The sequence below is a fragment of the Flavobacterium sp. KH_035 genome, from assembly GCF_057839565.1.
This window is the reverse complement of record NZ_CM174492.1, coordinates 1,526,388-1,549,214: the sequence shown is the minus strand read 5'-3', so window position 1 is coordinate 1,549,214 and position 22,827 is coordinate 1,526,388. Positions and strand designations below refer to the sequence as shown.

The following is a 22,827-nucleotide window of genomic DNA, read 5'->3' as shown; positions in this document are numbered from 1 at the left end:
CCCAAAGGTACAGAGATGCAAAGGTGCAAAGGTGAAGAAAAAGAAAATCCGGAATTTATTTGGCTAAAGCCAATTATCTCATCTCACTAAACCTCGAACCTACTGAAGCTGTAGGCTATTCATTCACCAAAAATTTCAATTTTCCCGTTCCTCTGTACCTTTGCATCTCTGTACCTTTGAACCTCTTTTCCGCGTTAGGGATAGAGGCGGTATCTCCCGATTTAGAAAAACAAGGCTTTTTAGCCGTAGTTTTTGCTAATCGGGAATATAGCCGAAAGCCCGTCCGCCGCGGCGGAAACGCCCAAAAAAAAATCCGCTCATTTCTGAACGGATTTTGCATCTTAAGATTTAATTTTTTACATCTTAGCGAACCAAAAAAAAAGCGAGCTTAGCGTAAATCGTTGCGTTCTTTGCGGTTAAATTACTTCGAAAGCTCTACAAAATACTTATAAAACAACGGAATAGTTTCGATTCCTTTTAAGTAATTGAAGATTCCAAAATGCTCGTTTGGCGAGTGAATTGCATCACTATCTAAACCAAAGCCCATTAAGATCGTTTTACTTTTTAATTCTTTTTCAAACAAAGCTACAATCGGAATACTTCCTCCTGAACGAACCGGAATTGCCGGAACTCCAAAAGTTTCTGTATACGCTTTGTTTGCCGCCTGATATCCAATACTGTCAATTGGCGTTACATAACCCTGACCTCCGTGGTGTGGCGTTACTTTTACTGTAACTCCCGCCGGAGCAATGCTTGTGAAATGCTTTGAAAAAAGTTCTGTAATCTCTTCCCAATCCTGATTAGGCACCAAACGCATCGAGATTTTAGCAAATGCTTTGCTTGCAATAACCGTTTTTGCACCTTCTCCAGTATATCCACCCCAGATTCCGTTTACATCTAAGGTTGGACGAATAGAATTACGTTCGTTAGTTACATATCCTTTTTCACCATAAACATCGTTTAAGTCTAAGGCTTTTTTATATTTTTCTAAGCTAAAAGGCGCTTTTGCCATCTCGGCTCTTTCTTCAAGAGACAATTCCTGCACTTTATCGTAGAAACCTGGAATCGTAATATGATTATCTTCGTCATGAAGCGAAGCGATCATTTTTGCCAGAATATTTATTGGGTTCGCTACTGCTCCTCCGTATAAACCAGAATGTAAATCGCGGTTTGGACCTGTAACTTCTACCTCAACATAACTCAAACCTCTTAAACCTGTCGTGATCGACGGCTGTTGGTTAGAAATCATTCCGGTATCTGAAATTAAGATGACGTCATTTTTCAGTTTTTCCTGATTGCGTTCTACGAACCACGCTAAACTTGCCGAACCTACTTCTTCTTCTCCTTCGATCATGAATTTTACGTTACATGGCAAAACATTGTTCTGAACCATGTATTCCAACGCTTTTACGTGCATGTACATCTGACCTTTGTCGTCGCAGGCACCACGAGCAAAGATTGCACCTTCCGGATGAATGTCTGTAGTTTTGATCACAGGTTCGAATGGAGGCGAAGTCCATAACTCTAAAGGATCTGGTGGCTGAACATCATAATGTCCGTAAACAAGAACAGTTGGTAAATTTGGGTCGATTATTTTCTCTCCATAAATGATTGGGTAACCCGGAGTGTCGCAAATTTCGACAAAATCGCAACCTGCTTTTGATAAACTTTCCTTTACTGCTTCGGCAGTATCGATAACATCTTGCGAGTATGCAGTGTCGGCACTAACCGACGGAATCTTTAATAATTCGATCAACTCGTTGATAAAGCGATCCTTATGTTCTTGAACGTAAGACTTTATATTTTCCATTTAAATTATTTTTATAGAAATCCAAAAGTACAAAAAAGAGAATTAATATTTTTTTTCAATTTTTTCGTTTTTTTTCTTTGAATATTCGAAGTTATGTCTATCTTTGCACCCACAATTGCCGCGGATATGGTGAAATTGGTAGACATGCCAGACTTAGGATCTGGTGCCGCAAGGCGTGTAGGTTCGAGTCCTATTATCCGCACCGAAAAAAAGCTTCTGAGAAATCAGAAGCTTTTTTGTTTTTCATTAAATCCGACAAGTTTTAAAAACCTGTCGGGTTTAAAATACAAACTGTTCGAATTTCTCGCAAAGATTTACTTCGTCTGCTCGCTATCGCTCGAGTCTTGTTCCTCAAAATAACAAACTAGACACAAAAAACCTTCTTCAATTCACATCCAAATAAGGATCTAAAACTTCTGCTAATTGATTTAGCCAATAAAAATTATCTTCAACATTATCTAATCCAAATAATACTGTTTCAGATCCTTTCATCGCACATAAAGAAAGCACATAATTTACTTGTCGTATGATCTTTGCCATTTCTCTGGGATCAGTCGCATTACTAAAAAAGTCCGCCAGCCTTGCTTCTACTTCTTTTGAAATATTATTTATAGTCATTTTCTTATGTTTTAATTTTTCCAAATATAGAAAAAATACACCCAAATATGGGTGTATTTGAAAAATAAATCTTATGACTTTTGAAATATGGATATTTCAGAAGAAACTTTTATTGTAAATCTTGGCATTCATGTCAGACAACTTCGCGAAAAAAGAGGCTTGTCTCAACAGGATTTAGCCGATGATTGTGGTATAACCCAAAACCAAGTAGGTAGAGTAGAAAGAGCTGAAATTAATACTTCTATAAAAACTCTCATAAAAATCGCCAATGCTTTAGATGTCGAACCTAAAGAATTGCTTGATTTTCCTTTGAAATAAAAAAGTTAAAATCCAATTTCACCAACTTTCAATGATTAAAACTAAAAAATTTCAACTTACCAAAAAAGAATATTTCATGTTCCTTGTTAGACTTGAGTTAAAAAGACGAGGATGGTTATTTGCTTTTATGTGGATGTTTTCTACTATCGTTCTTTTTACTGGAAAAAAAGATTCTTTTAGTATTTTTATTATAGTTGTTGGATTTATGTATCCTGTTCTTACGATTTATAAATATTGGAATTTTGCAAATTCAAAAGACAATAAGATTATTTTCAACGAAAGGCAACATGAAATATTTTCAGATAGAATTATTTCTGGAATGGGGGAAATATCTAACAGTACAATTCCTATGCAAAATTTCATAAAAGTTTTTGAATTAAAAGATCTTTATCTTTTATACTTATCAAAAGGTCAAACATTATTCTTTCCAAAACGAATTTTTGAAACTCCAGAAGATGAAAATTGGTTTAGAAACGAAGTTTTTTTGAAGATAAAAAATCAATAAATTTCGGCTAAAGCCTTTTCATTTTCAAACACAAAAAAACCTCCAGCTAAAGCAGGAGGCAAATTATATGTAAATGATGTAAATCTCTACTAGAAGTTCGACAAAAATTAGAAGCTCGTTACGGAGTTACTTGCGAAGATTTCTCCTTTCGTCGAAATGACATAAAATGAGGGAAAAACTTTGCGCCTTCGCGCCTTTGCGAGATTAAATTCACTAGCTAATCCAAATTTTCTTTTTAAACAGGTTAGCTGTATGCCTTAAATGCTGGTTCAAGCCAATCAAAACCACCAAAATCACCAAACCATACCCCACAACGATATAAATTTCCATATCCGATAATAAGGTAGCCTGTTTGGCAACGGTCGTAAAGACTTTTTTCAAGGCCAATGTATTGGCATTATCGGCCGAATATCCTTTTGCTATAAAACTCTGCGTTGTTGCAGCAATGGTTTGCTGTGCTTCGGGATTCTCGCCTGTTACAAATTGACTTAATTTCAGGAAGTGTTTTTTATTCAGGAATACTTGCGCATTCTGCATGATACAAAACCCGATAGTACTTCCCCAAAAACGTCCTGAGACTCCAATAATTCCAGAGGATGTCATCAATTTCCCCGGAACGGCCGTAACCGTAAACAAAACCAAAGGCACGAATAAAACCCCAACCGCGATCCCTTGCAAAATATACGGAATCAAGATATCCGACAACGAAACATCAGGCACGAACAAAAACGTAAACCAAAAATGATATACCGCCAAAAGCGCAAAACCTATCATAAAAATGTATTTGGTCGCCATAGATCGCATCAGAAAAATAGCCGCTAAAACCAACCCAATTACATTCCCTAGTCCGTTTATGTATTGCACTCCGGCAACGCGAGACGGATCCCAATTCCAAATCGTAAACATTACACTATGACACAAACTCAAAGTCGCCCGGGCAATGTAGAACAGAAAAAACAACAGAAACCCGATTCTCAGATTCGCATATTTGAAAACTTCAAAATTAAAGCTTGGTCGTTTTACCAATAATTGTCTGAAAATAAACAAACCTCCCGTAATGAGACATATTATTAAAGAGAGAATCAATTGAGAAGATTCGAACCAGTATTTTCTTTCGGCATACACAAAAAAATAAGCCCCGGTTATTATCGATGTCAACACCAAAACAAAACTCAGAAAATCAATTTGATACAGCGGAATTTTTTTAGTGATTCTGTGGCTGTTAAAAGTCACCAGAATCAAAAAGACGTTAATAATTTGAAGCATTCCCGAAACATACAGCATGTATTTCCAATCGTAATGATCGAGGAACCAAACTGCGATGTTCATAATAAAGGGCGTCGCCAATAAAAGCGATCCGTAGTAAAACGAAAACCCAATTATAATGGCGTTTTTAGAATTAAAACGTTCTACCAACAACTGCCTCAAAATCATTACCGGCAAAGCCATTAAGATTCCTTCGAGAACTCTTAACATTATAAAAACCGCAAAATTGGTCACATATCCTGATGCAATTATCGTTACGGCAATCAAAACATACAACATCATTAAGTAGGTTTTTGCCGGAAAATAATTCGAAAACCTACTCTCGATAAGGATCGTCGCCAGTAAAGTTCCATAGGTCACACACATGGCAAACTGTAAATCCTCAGCTTCGATATCGAGAAAACTCGCCGCATAGGTCACGTTTGAACTGTAAACTCCCAATAAAATCATGGAATGCAACAGACATACAAACAAGATAATAATGATCGCCCAATTAGGAACCCAGGACTTAAAAATACTCTTATCTTCCATTTTATTGGTGTTCGGCAATAACCGTAATATTCATTCCGGCTCTTAAGAAGTCGGCTTGTTTGTCGGTTTCTTTTAATTGAATTCTAACCGGAATTCTCTGTTCGATTTTCACAAAGTTTCCTGTGGCATTATCAGGAGGCAATAACGAAAATCGAGCACCACTGGCAGGTGACAATGATTTAACAATTCCCGTAAATTCTTTATCCTTTAAAGCATCAGCCTTAACTTGAACTTCCTGACCTACGGTTAAATATTGTAACTGTGTTTCTTTAAAATTCGCAGTAATCCATTTCTCTTTACTCACAATCGAAAGCAATGATTGCCCTTCTTTGACCATTTGTCCCGGCTGCAAAATTCTTTTTCCAACCCAGCCGTCATAAGGAGCCGTGATTACGGTGTACGAAAGAAACAATGCCGCGTTATCAGCAACAGCTTGCTTAGACTCAACAACCGTTTGTGTGGTAGGGACATTTGCCTGTGCCTGAGAAGTACTTAAATTGGAAGACTGAATTCTTTCTCGCATTTCCTGAAAATGCGCCTGTGCCGACTCATAATCCGCTTTTACTTTTTCTAGTTGCTGAGAAGTCGCAGCCTCCTCTTTCACAAGAGCCTTATATCGGTCGTACTCTAATTTTGTTTTCCAAAGATTGGTTTTCGCCACCTCCAATTGCGACTCTCCAATTGCGGTTGAACTTGCTGTTGTCGCCACATTTTTCTGGGCTACCACACTACTTTGTTTCGCACTTTGAACATCGGCCAAAGCCACATTCAGCTTTGATTTATACTCTCTGTTATCAATCACCACCAAAGTATCGCCTTTGTGTACAAACTGATTTTCTTCAAAACGAACTTCCTGAACATAACCCGTAATTCTGGACATAATTGGCGTAACATATTGCTCCACCTGAGCATCATTGGTCTCTTCATGATTCTGACTGAACACATAAAACCAAATTCCTAAAATGACTCCGCTTACCACCAACAGGCAGGCAATTATTGTTATAATGATATGAAACGATTTGTTTGCTCTGGTTTCATTTTTAATCTTTACCATAAATTCTATATCTTTTTCTATTCTCTTGCTTCTTGCTTCTATTTTCTTGCCCCTACCTTAAATCTCACTTGGCAACATTCCCGCTGTACGCAGCAATTCATAATGTTTCATCACAGCATCAATTCGGGTTGAGATTTTGTTATATTTCGCCTGTAACAGCGCATTGTCGGCATCTACCATTTCGGTTATCAAAACCAATTGATTCAGGTATTTTAGTTTTACGATTCGGTAGTTTTCATTTGCCAATTCTTCGGCTTTATCAACAACTTTAAACTTCTCAACAATTTCCTGATATTGCGTGTGATTACGAAACAACTCGTCTTGGATTTTATCTTTCACAATCTCAGACTGCATTTCCTGCCATTGAATCCTGGTCGTCGCCATCTGCACTTTGGTTTTGTTTTTATACAAACCGGAAAGATCAAAACTGGCCTCAATTCCCACCTGACCTAAAGTATATAAGTACGGATTTGGAGGAAAAAATTTATAGTTGGGATAATTAAAACTATAGTTTCCAAAGAAATTAATACTTGGATAATAATTCCCCTTTGCCAATTTCAGTTCCGTTTTTTTGATCGCTATTTCCTGGCTCGAGATTCGCATTTCTTCGTTCTGCAAAGCATGATTCATATACATTTCATAAGGATCAAGGCCTTTCATTTCATCAATATTTGCCGTTGTGTCGATTGTTATTTCCTCTCGTTCCGGTAACTGAAGCAGTGTTTTTAAATCATGCAGCGCAATTTTGATGTTTTTAGAATTCGTCAAAGCATTCAACTCACGGTCCGAAAGCTGCAATTCTGCGCGCAATACCTCATTTTTGGTCACCGTTCCGTGTTTTTTCAAGGATTGAACTTCTTTTAACCGATTTTGCTCTTCTTTGATATTTTCGTCAATGATTTTCTGAAGTTCCATCATTTTATAAATCCCCAAATAAGTACCAATCACCTCTAACTCGATATCATTTTCAGTCTTCTCCTTTTTGATTTGAGCAATTTGATTTTCCTGATTGGCAATTTTAATTGCATTGTTGATTTTATTCCCAACATACAACGGCATTTTAAACGTAGTTCCAACCTCGTAAATTTCAGGGATGGCCCTGGGTAACTTCTTTGCCTTTTAAGAAACCTCCTTTAAATTCGGTAATGTTGGTAATTCTCGAATAAGCGCCGTTCATCTCAATTTCAGGTAGTCGTAACTCTTTGTTTTCTTTGATGTTTTCTTCTGAAAGTGTTACTTCGAGTTTAGATTTGAGAATGTTTCGATTATTCTCTTTCGCAATTTTAATCGCCTCATTTAATGAAATCGATTTTACTTCTTGCGCTTGTAGCGTCGTGAATCCGAGCATAAATAAGGCATAAGCCATATTTTTCAGGAAACACTGTAGTGCGGAAATCTGTTTTTTAAGGAACATGAATACATAAATAATTTATGATGCAAAGTTCCTGCATTTTTTTGGTGACTGATAATTCTAAAAAGTCAATAACATATTCATTTCGGACAAATATTGAAATCTTATTTTTTGAAAACACTACATTAAAACGCTGAAAAACAATTTATTACAAAATATATTTGGATTGTGATTTTTCACGCAGATTTTAAAGAATTTAAGCTAATGAAGCTGATTTTTATTCTTCCCTCTCGCAGATTAAGCAGATTATTAAAGAGTTAAAAAAAGTCTCCTAAATCTGCGAGAGAAAAATTTTTAGCGCGAAATAACAAAATCTGTCAAATCAGCGTGAAACAAAATTTTTACTTTTGCTCCAAAATCTCTTCACCGTTTAAGTAATCGGAAGGTCTTTGCCCTAAAATCTTAAAAAAAGTATTACTGAAAGTTGGAACACTATTATATCCAACTTCTTCGGCTACCTCTTTAACCGAAAGTTTTCTGTCAAGCAGAAGCTCTATGGCTTTTAGGATTCTCCTAATCGTATAATATTGAATAAAGGACATGTTGAGATCTTTTTGAAACAAACGATACAAAGAACGTTCGCTATATCCAAACTCATGGGCAACATCTGCGAATAGAATAGTTTCTCCCAGATTATTCTCAACATAGCGCAGAATCTTACCCAAACGCGGATCTTTTGGCTGCGGTAATTCTAAAGGCAAGTTGGTCAGACAAATTTGAGGCAATATTGCTTTAATCGCTTTGGCAATGGCAAAATTCGGGCTTCCTTTTTTAAGATCACCATTCCATCGATTGGTAAAAAGCATCATTTGCAACAATAAATTATTGACCGGATAAATTCCTTCGTTCTTGTAAAAGACATCTTCGTCTTTTTCAACCGGAAAATACAGGTTTCGCATCGTTACATTTTCCGACTTCGGCTCGATACTATGCTCCACCCCACTCGGAATCCAAATAAAATGACGTGCCGGCAAAAAGTAGGTTTTGGTTTCGGTCGTTACAAAAACAACATCTCCTTCAGCGTATAACAATTGCGCTTTGTCGTGTTTATGTGTAGGCACAAACAATTCGCCCATCAAATCGTGATGACAGTAAATGCTTTTTTTATCGGCATCTACTTTTTTGATGTAATACTTATCTAATTTCTGACCGGAATATTCCATTGACGTTTATACAATGTTTTTGCAACTTTAAATATAAGAAATTTAAATTCCAATTGTTTGAAATACCAAATTCCAAAGCTGAACCATTAAGACTTAACCGCAAAGTTCGCAAAGAAAAAAAAGCAAAGTTCGCAAAGCTAAATTAAAACTTTGCGAACCTTGCGTAAATCTTAGCGCTCTTTGCGGTTAAATACAAAAAACAAAAAAGCCTTTCCGTTAAGAAAGGCTTCTCCCAATATTGCGGTCTGGACGGGACTCGAACCCGCGACCCCATGCGTGACAGGCATGTATTCTAACCAACTGAACTACCAAACCGTGCGTTATTGCGAGTGCAAAAATACAACAGATCTTTGATTCTACAAGCTTTTTTTGCGAATAAATTTCAAGAAATTTTTAATTGATTAAATTCCAATATTTTAAAATTTACCCATAAAACCAAAAAGAAGAACTTTCTTTCTTTTTCAAACGCAAAGAGTGTAAAACTGAAAGCACAAAGGACGCGAATCTTAAGAAGTTTTGCTATTAAACTTAAAACCCGATAAATTTCAAATCCAAAACACATTCTTAATGACCAATCAATCAAACACCTCTATTTTGCCAGTAATTTAATAATTTCTTTACATTATGATCAAAAAATAATAAAATAAAGTTTTTATATCAAAATAAATTTTCAATATTTGTAAGAATAAGCTTTTACCATAACATTACAGACACAAATCCCAAGTGTCTTAAAATGATTGGGAATTAATCAAACAAAAAAACCACAAATTATGTTAAAAAGATTAAACCTAAATGGCGCCGTAGCATTAACTGCTAGTGAATTAAAATCCATCAATGGTGGAGACCCCACATGCCCACCACCAGACACAAGTGCAGGTTGCTTTAGCGGACCATCTCATTGCCCAAGTTACGGCTACCCAACATGTGTACCGAAAACTCCTAATATATAATAGCAATATTTAATTTCTTTATAAAAAACAAAGGGCGCAAAGTTTAAAAACTTTGTGCCCTTTGCGGTTAAACCAAACAAGTAAAAACAAAAAACCCACAAAGCTCATAAAAAACTTTGCGGACTTCGCGTAAATTTTAGCGCACCTTGCGATTAAACCAAACAAATAAAAACAAAAAATCCACAAAGCTTAAAAAAACTTTGCGGACTTCGCGTAAACCTTAGCGCACCTTGCGGTTAAAATCAGAATAGCCTTAAATCAAAAAAGCCATCCACAAAAGTGGAAAGCTTTTCATTGGTCTAACTACTAAACCAGCTACGAGTTACAAAGTCGTAGCAAAACAACACAACTAATCTTAGATACCGTATTTGGGCAAAAAAGCCTTTCCGTTAAGAAAGGCTTTCCCCAATATTGCGGTCTGGACGGGACTCGAACCCGCGACCCCATGCGTGACAGGCATGTATTCTAACCAACTGAACTACCAAACCTCTGCGTTATTGCGGTTGCAAAGATAGTACACAATTTCGTTTTTGCAAGTGTTTTTCGAAAAAAAATTAAATAAATTTTCAAAGCATTAGCCAAAGTTTTGTTTTTCAACTAAATATGTCGTCAATATTTTTTCAAAATTATCTCCTACATTCACCGAAACGTACTTAATTTGATTCTTTGCACAAGTTAAAGACAATTTCTTAAAGTACTCCTCTGCCCTTTTTTCATATTCTGCTTTTACATTATCCGTAAAAAGCGACACTTCTTCACCTGATTCTAAGTCGATAAACTTACGTGGCGTGTTATCAAAATCAAATTTCAGCTCTGTTTTATCATCCACTACATGAAACAAAACTACTTTGTGTTTGTTATGTTTTAAATGCTGCAAAGCGTTAAAAAGCTTCTCATCATCTTCTGACTGAAACATATCCGTAAATAAAATGATCATCGAACGACGGTGAATCTTCTCAGCGATTTGATGCAGATACGTAATAGTATCGGTACTTTTTTTGGCTTTTGGTTGCTGCAGTAACTCTTCCAGTTTATTGAGCAACATTCGATGATGGCGATCACTTCCTTTTTCGGGAGCATAATATTCGTAACTGTCTGAGAAAACACTTAACCCTACGGCATCGCGCTGCTTCTTAAGGATATTCATTAAAACAGCCGATGCCAGAACAGCAAAACCAATCTTCTTCTCATAAAAAGGCTGATTTGATCTGAGTTCCGGATAATGCATCGACGATGAGTTATCTACAATTAAATGACATCGCAAATTGGTTTCTTCCTCAAAACGTTTTGTATACAAACGATCTGTTTTAGCAAATAATTTCCAATCGATGTGTTTGGTACTTTCGCCGGCATTATAGACTTTATGCTCCGCAAATTCAGCCGAAAATCCATGAAACGGACTCTTGTGCATTCCCGAGATAAACCCTTCTACCACCTGATTCGCCAACATTTCGAGATGCTGAAAACTGGAGACTTTCTCTATTTCCGATTCAATTTTCATTCGGTTTCTTTTTTAATATTTTGTGCGCGGTACAAACCATCGGTTGCCTGCAATAATTTTCTTTTCAAAATCGGACTAAACTCCGGATTCTCTTTCAGGAATCGCTGTACTTCATCAAAAGCATATTTCGACGAATATTTCCCAACCGTGTTATTCAGCCAGTCCTTTGGAAAAAAGATATCTCCGGTACGCTGAATTTCTTCCACCAAATCTAATGAAAATCGAATATACTTTTGAGCACTTTCCTGGCGTAACGGATGATTTATATTCGCCAAACCTACAGAAACCCAAGATTCTTTTTCTCTGTTCTCATCGTCTTTTAAGGAAAGTACAAAAGCATCACGAACCGATTCGTCTTTCGATAAAGAAGGAAGCAGGAATTCAAATCGTTTTTGCTTGTCCGGATTTGCAATAGTGGTTCTGGTTTTATTTAAAATCTCATCCGCTTTTTCATGCTTAAATATAGCCAAATTCATCGCCATATTGGTATAATCATCTTCATTAAGTTTTAAACCCGGAATCACGGTTTCTTTATTCCAAATTTTATACAATTGTTCCTTATCAGTAGCAGAGTAGGCAATTGAACTAAATAAATTAAACAAAGTCTTCTTGATATTGCTTGGCAAATTTGCTTGCAAACGCGCATATACAATAGCCGAAAGTTCTTTTTGTCTTATGTTCTGCTGTTTTTCCGTCAGGAACTTCCAGAAAACAGCACTGGTTTGACTGGTGATAATTTTCAAAACCAATTCGTTTTCTTCCTGCTGAATTCCTTTTAAAAAACAAGCAAAAGCTTTTGCAGGAGCAATATTCCCCGTTAAAGTATTTTCGTAAATATTAATATAAGTCGAAGCCCTCGCCACCTCATCTTTCAATATTAAAACAGACTCTAAATTATTCCCGTCAAGCGGAAAAACACCGTATCCAAAACCATTATAATTGTAAATAATAGCCCATGGTTTCTCAAGTCCAACGGCTTCTTTCAGCAAAAGGCTTTTGTCTTTTATAGTAGCACTGATCACTTTTACATTGTTAGGATAAACCAAACCAATATCAAAAATCTGAGGCCACACATTTGCCGATTGATCTTCTGCCTGCTGTGTGATTTCAAAGGTTGAAATTCGGTTTTGAGCATCGTATTTGATTTGATCTTTAAAAATCGCCCTTCCCGATTTATTCACCCAAACCGTACTCCATTTTTGCATATCGAGTGGCGTTTCGGCGTCGAGAATTTCAACCAGATTGTTCCAGTCGGCATTGTCATTGGCATATTTTTTAATGTACTTTTCGATTCCTTTCTGAAAAGCTTCTTTCCCCATCGAAGCTTCTAACTGACGCATCATTATTGGTGCTTTGTTGTAAATGATCGCTCCATATAATGAACCTGCATTTTTTAGATTGGCTAAATTTTGCTTGATAGGATGTGTTCCTAACGAACGATCTTCGCCATAAGCATTTGGATAATGAGCCGTTAAAAACTGCAGATTATGATTGACTTTCGGGAAAATTGGATTCATAATTTTGTCTGCCATAAAGTTGGCAAATACTTCCTTCATCCAAACATCATCAAACCATTTCATAGTCACCAAATCGCCAAACCACATGTGAGAGGTTTCGTGTGCAATCAATTTGGCACGGTCTAATTTTTCACTGTCTGTAGCGCTATTGTCCAGAAACAAAGTAGATTCTTTGTACTGAATAGCCCCTACATGCTCCATTCCCCCATACTGAAAAACCGGAATTGAAGCAAAATCCAGCTTCTGAAACGGAAACTTATAACGGGTATATTTTTCCAGAAAATCTAACGATTGCTGGTGCAAATTAAAGATCGTATCAGTGCTGCTTTTTAGTTTTTCTGCATTGTTCTCGCGATACAGCATTGTCATTTCCAGATTACCGGGTTTCTTCGTCACACTTTTGAATTTCCCAGCTACAAAAGAGAACAAATAGGTACTCATTTTGTCCGATTCTCCAAAAGTATAAGCAGTAAACTCTCCTTTCTCTGTTTTCTCTTTCACATCGGCTCCAGCCAAAACCGACCAGTCTTTAGGAACGATCAAACTTAGCTTATAAGTTGCTTTGATATCCGGTTGATCAAAACAAGGGAATAATGTACTTGCCCGATCCGGAACCAATAAAGTATACAAGAAATCATCATTTCGGTTTAAGGATAGATTTCCTGCTATAAAAGAAATACCAATTGTATTTTTTCCTGAGTTTAAAGCTTCTGTAGGAATAACAATATGCCCATTTTCATGAACAATTGAAACCGATTTACCATTAACCTCAATTGCTTTTATATTTTCTGATTTCTCTTTAAAATCCAAATACACACTTCGATAAGGATGATCTAATAAGGTCAATTCTAAAACAAGATTGGATTTAATTTCCTTTTCTCTCTGACCTGGAATTTCAAATGAGAGCGCATATTTTACATTGGAAATTTCTTGTTTTCGGTAAGTCGCTAACTCTTTCGAAACGCCTTTATCTAAAAGATAAATTTCTTTTTGTTTCGATTGAGAAAAACCAATTGTAGTACATGCAAGAAAACAAAGAGAGCTATAGAGAATTTTCATTTTTAAAGGAATGTTAGATCTGTAAAAATAAAAAAAGTTCGCCACGAATTCCACAAATTAGCACGAATTAAAATTCTTTTGCCACAGATTAGGATGATTTCTTTTTAAATCGTGAAAACTAGTTTAATCTGTCACAAAAAAAATAAACCTCATTTTAATTCGCGGAATTCACTTTTAAAGTGAAATTAATTAGCGCTAATTTGTGTAATCTGTGGCAAAAAAAACATTTTAATCGGTGGCAAAAAAACAAATAAAAAAGGTTCGACTTCCGTCGAACCTTTTTTATATAAATCATAATCTTTCGATTACAACAAAGCGTCTAAACTATCTGCGTAGGTTTGTTTCGGAGCTACTCCTACTTGTTTTCCTACTACTTCACCGTTATGAAAAACCAAAACGGTAGGTATGTTACGCACACCATATTTTGCAGCAAATTCCTGGTTAGCATCTACATCTACTTTACCAACAACTACTTTACCTGCGTATTCATCGCTTAATTGGTCAATGATTGGACCAACCATTCTACAAGGACCGCACCATGCTGCCCAAAAATCTACCATTACTGGTTTGTCTGATTTCAAAACTACTTCATCAAAAGTAGCATCTGTTATTGCTAATGCCATAATTTCTTGTCTTTTAAAATTATCGTCTGAATTGTTTCGTTTCAAACTAGACCACAAATTTAAAAATTAAATGCAAATGAAACACCATAACCAAATTAGTTTTCATTATAAATGTATTGTCATTAATTATATCAATTCAAAAACCTAAAATCATAAGTTTTAACCTACACTAATATCGGTTTTTATCTTTTTAGGGAAACGTCATTTTTTTGACTTATCTTTAATCATCCTGAAAATTCTTCCAGATGAACGCTACTTTACTCCACATAAAAAACTTTTTTCGATCGATTCATTTTAGAAAATACGCCAGGCGTTTTGGCTTTTTCATTCTGGGACTTATTGCTTTACTACTTATTGCCTGCGGTGGATTGTCTCTTTATTTTAATCGAAACAAAACCGAAATCATCGCCAAGATCAACACCAAAATCAATGAAAACATCAACGGAAAATTTCATATTGGCGATTTTCATTATAAGTTTCTAACCGGTTTCCCCAATTTTACCTTGGCCCTAAAGGAGGTTGAAGTCAAAGACAATCAATGGGCCACACACCACCATACTTTATTAAAGGCTAAAGAAATTGAGGTGCGTCTGAACATCTGGAGTTTGGTACATGACGAAATCAACATTCATAAAATCCTGATCAACGACGCAGCGATCTACGTATATAAAGCACAAAACGGCTATTCGAATGCTAATATTTTTAAGCCGAAAAAGAAAAAAGCACCAGAAAACAAATCCGACACCGAGACTACCATCGATCAGATCGAACTAAACGGAGTCCACTTTACGCTAAACAATCTGCTGGGACATAAACTGTTTGATTTTGATGTGGACCGCTTACAATCAAAAGTAGATTATGATGGAGATAACTGGCAAACCGACGTTTTTCTAGACACCCAAATTAAAAGTCTGGCTTTTAATACCGTACACGGAAGTTTTGCAAAACAGAAAGAACTCAAAGGTACTTTTGCCGTTTCCTACTCCGCTTCAAATGAAAAAATTGACGTGGTAACCAAAGGCCTGAAAATTGGATCGGATGCTTTTGACATTACCGCTTTTTTCAATCTTGCCAAAGGAAAAGCCCTTTTCGGAATCAATATTGGGACTACTATTTTATGGCAAAATGCATCCAATTTATTATCGGCAAACATCAGTTCTAAGCTTAACCGATTTAATTTACAAAAACCAATCGATGTTAATTGTGACATTAAGGGCGATTTTAATGCCGAAGGTGATCCCAGAATTGTCGTTCAGGCCATTATCAAAAACAACGAATTGAGCATTCCGGACGGATTGATTAAAAACTGCCACTTCAAAGGGATTTTTACCAATAATTTCAAACCTACTGCCGGTTATAACGATGCTAATTCGGCTATTATTTTAACAAATTTTGCAGGTGAATACGAAAACATTCCGCTCTCGATTCCGCAATTGTCTATTAACAATCTCGAAAAACCGCTCGCTACCGGAAACGTAAGTTCTGACTTTGATATCGAAAGACTCAACGAAATCAGCAACGACAGATGGATTCAGTTTACAGCCGGTCACGCCAAAGCCAACCTAAAATTTCAATTTGACATTGTCGATTTGTACATTACCAAACCGCGTTTTATTGGTAAAATAGATGTCGATGACGCTTCGTTTCATTATATTCCAAAGAATGTTCGGGCTGTAAAAACCAACATTCATCTTGACTTTACCGAGAAAGCTTTACTGATCAAGCAAATTGCCTACAAACACAATAAGAACACGATTTTCGTTGAAGGAAAAATTGACAATTTCCTCAACCTCTATTATGATGCTCCCGAAAAAATGATCGTAAACTGGAAGATCTATTGCCCGAATATTGACTTGAAACAATTTCTGGGTGTTTTAGCGACTTCTCAAAAAGTAAACCCCACAGCCAAAACCAACAAAAAACCAACTATTTCGAATCATCTACGAACCGTAATTGATAAATGCGTGGTGGTAATCGACATCAAAGCCGATAAAATCAATTACAACAAATTAACCGCAACCAACACTACTGCCACGGTACAAATGATCGATTCGAGACTGGTTATCAAAAACGGTTCGCTGCAAACTTCGGGCGGAAGCATCACCTTTAACAGTGAAGTAAAACCAAGTGGAAAAAACTTTGCTTTTAGCTCTAACGCCAACGTAAATCGGGTTGATATTGCAAGTTTTTTAAAGTCGTTCAACAACTTCGGGATTCAGTCTTTTAGCCCGAGTAATATTAAAGGAAAGCTAAGCAGCCAGGCCAATGTAACCGGATTCATCAACGGTAATGGCGAATTGATCACGAATTCGATGCACGGTAATCTGACTTTCAACGTCAATCAGGGCGCTTTGTTAAACTTTGAACCTATTGTGAAAATTGGCAAGTTTGCTTTTCCATTCCGTGATGTTAAGAACATAACGTTTAGCGATTTATCCGGCACGCTTAAATTACGTGGAGAACAGGTCGATGTGAATAATTTCACCATTAGTTCGAGCGTTTTAAACCTTGATGCCGAGGGTGTTTATTCTTTTGGCCGAGGCACCAATCTCGCCCTCACCATCCCACTCCGAAACTCCAAAAACGACATCAAACTCGCCACTAAAGCCGAACGCGATGCCGTCCGCGAACGTGGAATCGTCTTGCATCTAATCGCACTCGACGAGGAAGGAAAAATGAAAATTAAATGGGGGAAAAGGGATAAGTAGTTTTTTTATCGCATCCTTTCAACGCAATCTTGTCATTCTGAGGAACGAAGAATCACACTAGAAACTCGACAAAGATTTGTCACTCTGAGCGAAGCCGAAGAGTCTTTTGGAATTTCAATTTTCAGGAGCTATTTCCTGCTGTCCACTATATCTTTTGTGGCGAACCCCGCCACAAAAGGATGCCGTTCCCATCAGGGCTAGAGGTTTTGGTTTCATGAGAAGTTTAGAAATATTAATTAACGCCAGTCAGAAATGATTGGCGTTTTTTTATCGATTTTTTGAAAGAAAAACACATCAATATTCCAATATGGAATACCCAGATTAAAATAAGAATATTGCTATATGGAATATTGAAAAAAAATCCTGATGAATGAAAAAAAAATCAATCAATTTATTTCGCACCAATTAGTAAAAGCAGGAGAAGAAATGGGCTACACACAAATGCAGGTGCAACAAGATAAGATTATTAATCAAAGTAATTTGTCTAAAATTGAAAATGGTGCAAAAAGAATTAGTGCCGCTAAACTTTTTGTTCTAGCAAATTATTATAAAAAACCAATTACTTTTTTCTACATAAATGAAATCTAAAAAAAAACTTTTTGCAATTGATATCTTTAGCGGAGCTGGTGGAATGAGCATTGGAGCATCTATGACTGGAATTGAAGTTGCTGTTGCTGTAGAATATGATACACATGCTGCTGCAACTTTTAAGGCAAATCATCCAAACTCTGAAATAATTACGAAAGACATAAGAGAAGTTACATTTGACAAAAAATATAAAAATCCTTTTTTACTTTTTGGAGGACCACCGTGTCAAGGTTTTTCAACTTCAAATACTAAAACACGTAATTCAGAAAACACAAATAATTCATTATTTCATGAATATATTAGACAAGTTAAGGAGTTAACTCCGGAATGGTTTGTTTTTGAAAATGTTGAAGGAATCAAATCATTTGAAAAAGGAACTGTCATTACTAAACTAGAAGAAGAATTTGAAAAATTAGGTTATAAAACTAAATGGAATGTGTTAACAGCTTCTGATTATGGTGTTCCACAAAATAGAAATAGATTTTTCATGATTGGAAATAGATTGGACGTTGATTTTATATTTCCTGAAAAACATGAAAAAACCGTCACCGTAAATGAAGCTATTGAAGATTTACCTAAATTAAAAAATGGTGATTTTCATGATATTTTAGATTACAAAAAAATTGAGCCCAATTCATATGCAAAACTTATGAGAGGTGCTTCTGAGAAAGTATCACAAAACTATGTTTCAAAAAATAAAGAATATGTTTTAGAGAGATATAAACATATTAAACCAGGCCAAAATTGGCAAGCAATTCCTGAAGAGTTGATGAAAAATTATAAAAATACAAAAAATTGCCATAGTGGTATTTATAAAAGACTAGATCCAAATATACCTTCCGTTGTTATAGCTAATTATAGAAAAAACATGTTAATTCATCCTTTTGAAAATAGAGGTCTATCAGTCAGAGAAGCCGCCAGAATTCAAAGCTTTCCAGATAATTTTGAATTTAAAGGGAATATTTCATTTCAACAACAACAAATAGGAAATGCAGTTCCTCCATTATTAGCCAAAGCTATTTTTGAACAAATTATTAAATTAACACCTAATGACAAAAACAAAAAATGAAGATAAATTCTTAAAGTTTAACTTCGATGTAAGTGCATTTAGACTTTTAGGAAGAGAATTAATAACAGATAGAATAACTGCACTATTTGAATTAGTTAAAAATTCTTATGATTCAAACGCAAATACTGCCACAATAGAATTTATAAACATTAATCCTCTAAGCAAAGAATCGAAAATTATAATCCGTGATGATGGATTTGGCATGGATTATAGTGACATAAAAAATAGATGGATGGTAATTGGAACGAGTAGCAAACGAAGAGAAAGAACAACTCCTGAACCATACAATAGAATAGTTTCAGGAAAAAAAGGTATCGGCCGATTCGCAGTTGATAAACTTGGCGCAAAATTAATTTTAAAAACAAAGAAAAAAGGCACTAATAAATTATTTTGTTTAGAAACTGATTGGGTTAATTATTCAAAAATTGAAAATAGCCAGATGTCTTTAAATTTTGAAGATTCAAAAGATTTTTTTACAGATATTAAAAATAGATATTGGTTAGAAGATGGAGAAATTGATTCACAAGGAACTAGTCTTGAAATATCCGGAATAGAAGAAGAATGGTCAGAAAAAGATATAGATAGAGCTTATAAAGAATTATCAAAGCTCATATCTCCAAACAATGATAGTAAGTTATATCCATTTCACATAAATATAAAATCAGAATATGAAAAGTATAAAAATATTTTTATTAAACCTCAAATAATTGATTTTGCAAGTTTAAAATTTGAACTATCTTTTAATTTAGAAAATAATACTCAAGAAATATTACAATTTAAAAATAATCAATTAAATATAATTAATGTTCCCATAAGAGATTGTGGTCCTTTAAAAACCACAATATATTATTTTGACAGATTAGCAAAAGATAAATATAAAAAGCATTTCAATGTTGAAATCGACGGTATTAAGATATATCGAGATGGATTAATAACAACTCCATTTGCAGAATATGTAGATACTCAAAACGAACAGAAAGACATATTAGGTCTTGATAAGAGAAGATGGTCAGGTTTTTTTGACAGACTTGGAACAAGAGATTTACTAGGTTATATAGAAATAACAGATAAATCAAACCCCTTTATTGTTGAATCTACTAATAGGCAAGGATTTGTAGACAACAAACAGTTCTACCAACTTAAGAAATTCGTCATTGAGCAGATTCAACAAATTGAAAATTTTTTAAAGAATCAAAGAAACTCTTCAAGAGAAACTACTAAATCTGGATTAAGTGGAGCAAGTGACAATATAAAAGATTTAAAAAGTGATATTTCTAAAATTAAAAATTCTTCAAGCCCTGAAGTAAAAGAAGTTTTAACTAACATTGAAAAAAACCTTTCAAAATTACAAGGAACGGTTAATAAGAGTATTAATGATTTTAACAAATCAGAAGAAGAGAAAAAACAAATTGAAAATCTTTTATTTAGTTTAGTTTCTTTACAAACTTTTGCCGCAATGTTTTCTCATATGGCAAAGCATACTATTGGTCATATTATTACAAGTGCTGAATATTTCAATAACAATTTCCCAAATCCAAAGTTAGAAGATAGATTTTTAAAAATTTCTAAAAAAATCTATTCTGAAATGATGAAATTAAGAACTGGAGTCGACTTTATGCTTAAATATGCTAAATCAGATAGCGATTTTGAGGAAATAAGTATTAAAGAATTAATTGAAAATCTTTTTAATAATATTTATGAAGATATTTTATCAAAAGAAAAAATACAAACAGAAATAATCTTAGATAAAGATTTAATTTTAAATTACAATAGAAAGGCAATTGAGGATATATTAGATAATTTAATTTCAAATTCTATAAAAGCACTGAAACATCAGACTAATAAAAAAATAAAATGTATTGGAATTGTAAATAAGAATGATTTTACTTTAATTTTTTCTGATAATGGATCGGGGATTGAAGAGCAAGATAAATATAGAATATTTGACATATTTTTTACAACAACAGCTGAAGATGGCGGGGCAGGAATGGGACTTTATATGACTAAAACTCGAATTGAAGCAATGGGTGGAGAAATTGAAGTTATAGAAAACGAATTTAAACCTACAGGCGCTTCTTTTAAAATCATATTACCTTTTAAAAAATAACAATTATGGAAGTAACATTTGTAGTTATTGATGATACAATTTCAATTAAAGAACATCCTTTACTCTATACTTTAGAAGATAGGGGTTTTAATATTTTGTTTTTTTTGAAGCCGGAAGAAGGTTTACATTTCATTGTGAATCATTTGGAACTAAATATGATTGTTCTTTTAGATATTCAATTTTCTGCAACAGATATTGAAAACGGTCATTCAATTTTGAAAAAAATAAATGAAAAGTCAGAATTAATTCCTGTAATCCTTTGGAGCGGTATAAATGAAACAGAGGAATCATTCAGTGATTTTATTAATAATAATGCGTCAGGTTTTATTAGGAAAGACTCAACAATTCAAGAGTCATTAATCGTAATTGAAAAAGCATTAAATTTTCTAAAAACAAGTCTAGATAACATAATTGAAGATTGGATAATTCAAAAACCTGAAGATAAGGATATTCCAGTTTTTTTTACTGCTAATGGATTATCATTAACGCTAAATCAAATTTTGTATGAAATAAGGAACCAAACTGATTTAGGAAAATCTTTTTCCAAAAAACTAAATCAGCTAACAATACATTTATTACTTCGTAAACTAGAAAAATTAAATGATTGATATTCTTTTAGCTTTTGACAACGACGACATTACTGCTGGAACATTTTTAACAGAATGTCGTGATGATATATTGAATTTTTTTAATGGTAAATTTTTTCCTTTATCTATTATTAATAGTAACGAACTAAATGAAAAGCACATTAACATAAGTACCATTGATTTAAAGTCATTCATTTTTGTAACGTATTGTCATGGTAATGAAACTTGCTTGGCAGAAGGAGGAGCTAATATTTTTCTTTCAGAAACAATCAATATCACGAATTTTTCTAATACTTTTTTTTATACTGTTTCATGTAGTAGTGGACATACACTTGGACATGAGTTGGTGAAAAATGGTTGTCAAAGTTTTTTTGGATATAAGAATCCATTTAATTTTTACTCAGGTTTTTCCTGTTTCCAGGAATGTGCGAATTATGGTTTATTTCTTTTTATTAACGGTATGCCTACTGACGATGTTTATTCACAAATGCTCCAGCATTATGATGACCAGATCAAAAAGGTTTATAAAACGAATTCATTTATAGCTTCATTATTGTTGGATAATAGGGACGCACTTGTTAAAATTGGAAACAATATAACCATAAATGATTTAATAATTTGAACAAGCAGAAAAACCTCTGGACTCGTGAAGATTTAATACTTGCTTTTAACTTGTATCTCAAATTGCCTTTTGGGAAAATGAATAAAAGTACACCTGAGATTATTCAACTTGCAAACTTAATTGAGAGAACACCAAGTTCGATAGGCATGAGATTAGGAAATTTTGCAAGTGTTGATCCTTATCATCAAGAGAGAGGAGTTGGAGGTTTAAAAAACGGAAAGAACCAAGTTCAACCAATTTGGGATGAATTTTTTCATAACCAAGAAGAATTGATATTCTTAAGCGAGCAAATTCTAGCTAAAAAAGAGAATATATCAATTGAAAAGAAATTTGAAGATATACTTTTTGACACAAAAGATTTAAAAGGAGAAGATATTATTAGAGCAGTGAAAACAAGAGTAAATCAATCTGTTTTCAGACAAATGGTTTTATCTAACTATAATAATAAATGTGCAATTACAGGCATAGACATTCCTGAGCTTTTGTTAGCCAGTCATATAATACCTTGGTCTAAAAATGAAGAACATCGATTAAATCCTGAAAATGGAATTTGTTTTTCTGCACTTTATGATAAAGCTTTTGACAAAGGACTAATTGGAATAAATACAAACCATGAAATAATATTTTCTGATTCAATTAAAAAGAAAAAAGAAACTGAATTTTATAATAAATACTTCTCTTCATTTGAGAATCAAAAAATAATTGCTGCTCAAAAATACATACCTAGAAAAGAGTTTCTTGAATATCATTTAGATACAATTTTCAACAAACAAGTAATATAAATAAAAAAGCCACTTCACAGTGGCTTTTCTCCTTTTAA

At 34.4% G+C, this 22,827-nt stretch carries 19 protein-coding genes and 3 tRNA genes; 10 read left to right on the top strand and 12 right to left on the bottom strand.

Annotation, left to right across the window (positions count from 1 at the left end; all coding sequences use genetic code 11):
• Window positions 1-421: 421 nt before the first annotated feature.
• Entirely contained in the window at window positions 422-1,810 is a 1,389-nt protein-coding gene (locus AC3IS6_RS06845) for a dipeptidase (RefSeq protein WP_173964810.1), read from the bottom strand.
• 120 nt (window positions 1,811-1,930) lie between these two features.
• Between AC3IS6_RS06845 and AC3IS6_RS06840 the strand changes: the two genes are divergently transcribed.
• Window positions 1,931-2,012, top strand: a tRNA-Leu gene (locus AC3IS6_RS06840).
• A 182-nt stretch (window positions 2,013-2,194) separates the two neighbouring features.
• Here the strand turns inward: AC3IS6_RS06840 and AC3IS6_RS06835 are convergent.
• Window positions 2,195-2,428, bottom strand: coding sequence for a hypothetical protein (locus tag AC3IS6_RS06835; RefSeq protein WP_489164225.1), 234 nt, complete (start codon window positions 2,426-2,428; stop codon window positions 2,195-2,197).
• Between the two features lie 87 nt (window positions 2,429-2,515).
• On the opposite strand from AC3IS6_RS06835, the gene AC3IS6_RS06830 reads away from it, so the two are divergent.
• Window positions 2,516-2,746: a helix-turn-helix domain-containing protein gene (locus tag AC3IS6_RS06830; protein ID WP_489164224.1), complete on the top strand. Its 231-nt coding sequence runs from the start codon at window positions 2,516-2,518 to the stop codon at window positions 2,744-2,746.
• A 31-nt stretch (window positions 2,747-2,777) separates the two neighbouring features.
• Entirely contained in the window at window positions 2,778-3,251 is a 474-nt protein-coding gene (locus AC3IS6_RS06825; protein ID WP_489164223.1) for a YcxB family protein, read from the top strand.
• Window positions 3,252-3,464: 213 nt separating this feature from the next.
• Here AC3IS6_RS06825 and AC3IS6_RS06820 read toward each other — a convergent pair whose 3' ends face one another.
• The 10 genes from AC3IS6_RS06820 to trxA all read right to left on the bottom strand — a co-directional run bounded on the left by AC3IS6_RS06820 (window position 3,465) and on the right by trxA (window position 14,326).
• A complete protein-coding gene (locus AC3IS6_RS06820) occupies window positions 3,465-5,048 on the bottom strand; it encodes an efflux MFS transporter permease (protein WP_489164222.1) in 1,584 nt (527 codons plus the stop codon).
• Between the two features lies 1 nt (window position 5,049).
• Window positions 5,050-6,102: an HlyD family secretion protein gene (locus AC3IS6_RS06815; protein ID WP_489164221.1), complete on the bottom strand. Its 1,053-nt coding sequence runs from the start codon at window positions 6,100-6,102 to the stop codon at window positions 5,050-5,052.
• 57 nt (window positions 6,103-6,159) lie between these two features.
• Window positions 6,160-7,161: a TolC family protein gene (locus tag AC3IS6_RS06810; RefSeq protein ID WP_489164220.1), complete on the bottom strand. Its 1,002-nt coding sequence runs from the start codon at window positions 7,159-7,161 to the stop codon at window positions 6,160-6,162.
• A 28-nt stretch (window positions 7,162-7,189) separates the two neighbouring features.
• On the bottom strand, window positions 7,190-7,516 hold the full coding sequence (locus tag AC3IS6_RS06805) for a hypothetical protein (protein WP_489164219.1): 327 nt from the start codon (window positions 7,514-7,516) through the stop codon (window positions 7,190-7,192).
• 338 nt (window positions 7,517-7,854) lie between these two features.
• Window positions 7,855-8,676 (bottom strand): helix-turn-helix transcriptional regulator, encoded by an 822-nt coding sequence (locus AC3IS6_RS06800; RefSeq protein WP_173964815.1) that lies wholly within the window; start codon window positions 8,674-8,676, stop codon window positions 7,855-7,857.
• A 241-nt stretch (window positions 8,677-8,917) separates the two neighbouring features.
• Window positions 8,918-8,991: transfer RNA gene (locus AC3IS6_RS06795), tRNA-Asp, on the bottom strand.
• Between the two features lie 1,049 nt (window positions 8,992-10,040).
• Window positions 10,041-10,114, bottom strand: a tRNA-Asp gene (locus AC3IS6_RS06790).
• An 86-nt stretch (window positions 10,115-10,200) separates the two neighbouring features.
• Complete coding sequence (locus tag AC3IS6_RS06785; protein ID WP_489164218.1) at window positions 10,201-11,127, bottom strand: DUF58 domain-containing protein; 927 nt, start codon at window positions 11,125-11,127, stop codon at window positions 10,201-10,203.
• Entirely contained in the window at window positions 11,124-13,703 is a 2,580-nt protein-coding gene (locus tag AC3IS6_RS06780) for a M1 family metallopeptidase (RefSeq protein WP_489164217.1), read from the bottom strand. Before AC3IS6_RS06780 ends, AC3IS6_RS06785 begins: the two co-directional genes overlap by 4 nt.
• A 305-nt stretch (window positions 13,704-14,008) precedes the next feature.
• On the bottom strand, window positions 14,009-14,326 hold the full coding sequence (gene trxA, locus AC3IS6_RS06775) for a thioredoxin (RefSeq protein ID WP_012023423.1): 318 nt from the start codon (window positions 14,324-14,326) through the stop codon (window positions 14,009-14,011).
• Window positions 14,327-14,571: 245 nt separating this feature from the next.
• Between trxA and AC3IS6_RS06770 the strand changes: the two genes are divergently transcribed.
• The 7 genes from AC3IS6_RS06770 (at window position 14,572) to AC3IS6_RS06740 (ending at window position 22,789) form a co-directional block, all read left to right on the top strand.
• Window positions 14,572-17,034 (top strand): AsmA family protein, encoded by a 2,463-nt coding sequence (locus AC3IS6_RS06770; RefSeq protein ID WP_489164216.1) that lies wholly within the window; start codon window positions 14,572-14,574, stop codon window positions 17,032-17,034.
• A gap of 366 nt (window positions 17,035-17,400) precedes the next feature.
• Window positions 17,401-17,622 (top strand): helix-turn-helix domain-containing protein, encoded by a 222-nt coding sequence (locus AC3IS6_RS06765; protein ID WP_489164215.1) that lies wholly within the window; start codon window positions 17,401-17,403, stop codon window positions 17,620-17,622.
• Window positions 17,612-18,691 carry a DNA cytosine methyltransferase gene (locus AC3IS6_RS06760; RefSeq protein WP_489164214.1) on the top strand — a complete coding sequence of 360 codons (1,080 nt, stop codon included), beginning with the start codon at window positions 17,612-17,614 and terminating at the stop codon, window positions 18,689-18,691. Before AC3IS6_RS06765 ends, AC3IS6_RS06760 begins: the two co-directional genes overlap by 11 nt.
• A complete protein-coding gene (locus tag AC3IS6_RS06755) occupies window positions 18,672-20,798 on the top strand; it encodes a sensor histidine kinase (protein WP_489164213.1) in 2,127 nt (708 codons plus the stop codon). The genes AC3IS6_RS06760 and AC3IS6_RS06755 overlap by 20 nt, the downstream gene beginning before the upstream one ends.
• 5 nt (window positions 20,799-20,803) lie before the next feature.
• A complete protein-coding gene (locus tag AC3IS6_RS06750; protein ID WP_489164212.1) occupies window positions 20,804-21,406 on the top strand; it encodes a hypothetical protein in 603 nt (200 codons plus the stop codon).
• On the top strand, window positions 21,399-22,007 hold the full coding sequence (locus AC3IS6_RS06745) for a hypothetical protein (protein WP_489164211.1): 609 nt from the start codon (window positions 21,399-21,401) through the stop codon (window positions 22,005-22,007). Before AC3IS6_RS06750 ends, AC3IS6_RS06745 begins: the two co-directional genes overlap by 8 nt.
• Window positions 22,004-22,789: an HNH endonuclease gene (locus tag AC3IS6_RS06740; protein WP_489164210.1), complete on the top strand. Its 786-nt coding sequence runs from the start codon at window positions 22,004-22,006 to the stop codon at window positions 22,787-22,789. The genes AC3IS6_RS06745 and AC3IS6_RS06740 overlap by 4 nt, the downstream gene beginning before the upstream one ends.
• The last annotated feature ends 38 nt before the right edge of the window (window positions 22,790-22,827 follow it).

Excerpts from the sequence above, each read along its gene's own strand:
- AC3IS6_RS06765 (WP_489164215.1), top strand. The coding sequence starts at position 17,401 with ATGAATGAAAAAAAAATCAATCAATTTATTTCGCACCAATTAGTAAAA.
- AC3IS6_RS06770 (WP_489164216.1), top strand. The coding sequence starts at position 14,572 with ATGAACGCTACTTTACTCCACATAAAAAACTTTTTTCGATCGATTCAT.
- AC3IS6_RS06835 (WP_489164225.1), bottom strand. The coding sequence starts at position 2,428 with ATGACTATAAATAATATTTCAAAAGAAGTAGAAGCAAGGCTGGCGGAC.
- AC3IS6_RS06830 (WP_489164224.1), top strand. The coding sequence starts at position 2,516 with ATGGATATTTCAGAAGAAACTTTTATTGTAAATCTTGGCATTCATGTC.
- AC3IS6_RS06760 (WP_489164214.1), top strand. The coding sequence starts at position 17,612 with ATGAAATCTAAAAAAAAACTTTTTGCAATTGATATCTTTAGCGGAGCT.
- AC3IS6_RS06755 (WP_489164213.1), top strand. The coding sequence starts at position 18,672 with ATGACAAAAACAAAAAATGAAGATAAATTCTTAAAGTTTAACTTCGAT.
- AC3IS6_RS06825 (WP_489164223.1), top strand. The coding sequence starts at position 2,778 with ATGATTAAAACTAAAAAATTTCAACTTACCAAAAAAGAATATTTCATG.
- AC3IS6_RS06845 (WP_173964810.1), bottom strand. The coding sequence starts at position 1,810 with ATGGAAAATATAAAGTCTTACGTTCAAGAACATAAGGATCGCTTTATC.
- trxA (WP_012023423.1), bottom strand. The coding sequence starts at position 14,326 with ATGGCATTAGCAATAACAGATGCTACTTTTGATGAAGTAGTTTTGAAA.
- AC3IS6_RS06800 (WP_173964815.1), bottom strand. The coding sequence starts at position 8,676 with ATGGAATATTCCGGTCAGAAATTAGATAAGTATTACATCAAAAAAGTA.
- AC3IS6_RS06815 (WP_489164221.1), bottom strand. The coding sequence starts at position 6,102 with ATGGTAAAGATTAAAAATGAAACCAGAGCAAACAAATCGTTTCATATC.
- AC3IS6_RS06805 (WP_489164219.1), bottom strand. The coding sequence starts at position 7,516 with ATGTTCCTTAAAAAACAGATTTCCGCACTACAGTGTTTCCTGAAAAAT.
- AC3IS6_RS06780 (WP_489164217.1), bottom strand. The coding sequence starts at position 13,703 with ATGAAAATTCTCTATAGCTCTCTTTGTTTTCTTGCATGTACTACAATT.
- AC3IS6_RS06820 (WP_489164222.1), bottom strand. The coding sequence starts at position 5,048 with ATGGAAGATAAGAGTATTTTTAAGTCCTGGGTTCCTAATTGGGCGATC.
- AC3IS6_RS06810 (WP_489164220.1), bottom strand. The coding sequence starts at position 7,161 with ATGCCGTTGTATGTTGGGAATAAAATCAACAATGCAATTAAAATTGCC.
- AC3IS6_RS06745 (WP_489164211.1), top strand. The coding sequence starts at position 21,399 with ATGATTGATATTCTTTTAGCTTTTGACAACGACGACATTACTGCTGGA.
- AC3IS6_RS06785 (WP_489164218.1), bottom strand. The coding sequence starts at position 11,127 with ATGAAAATTGAATCGGAAATAGAGAAAGTCTCCAGTTTTCAGCATCTC.
- AC3IS6_RS06750 (WP_489164212.1), top strand. The coding sequence starts at position 20,804 with ATGGAAGTAACATTTGTAGTTATTGATGATACAATTTCAATTAAAGAA.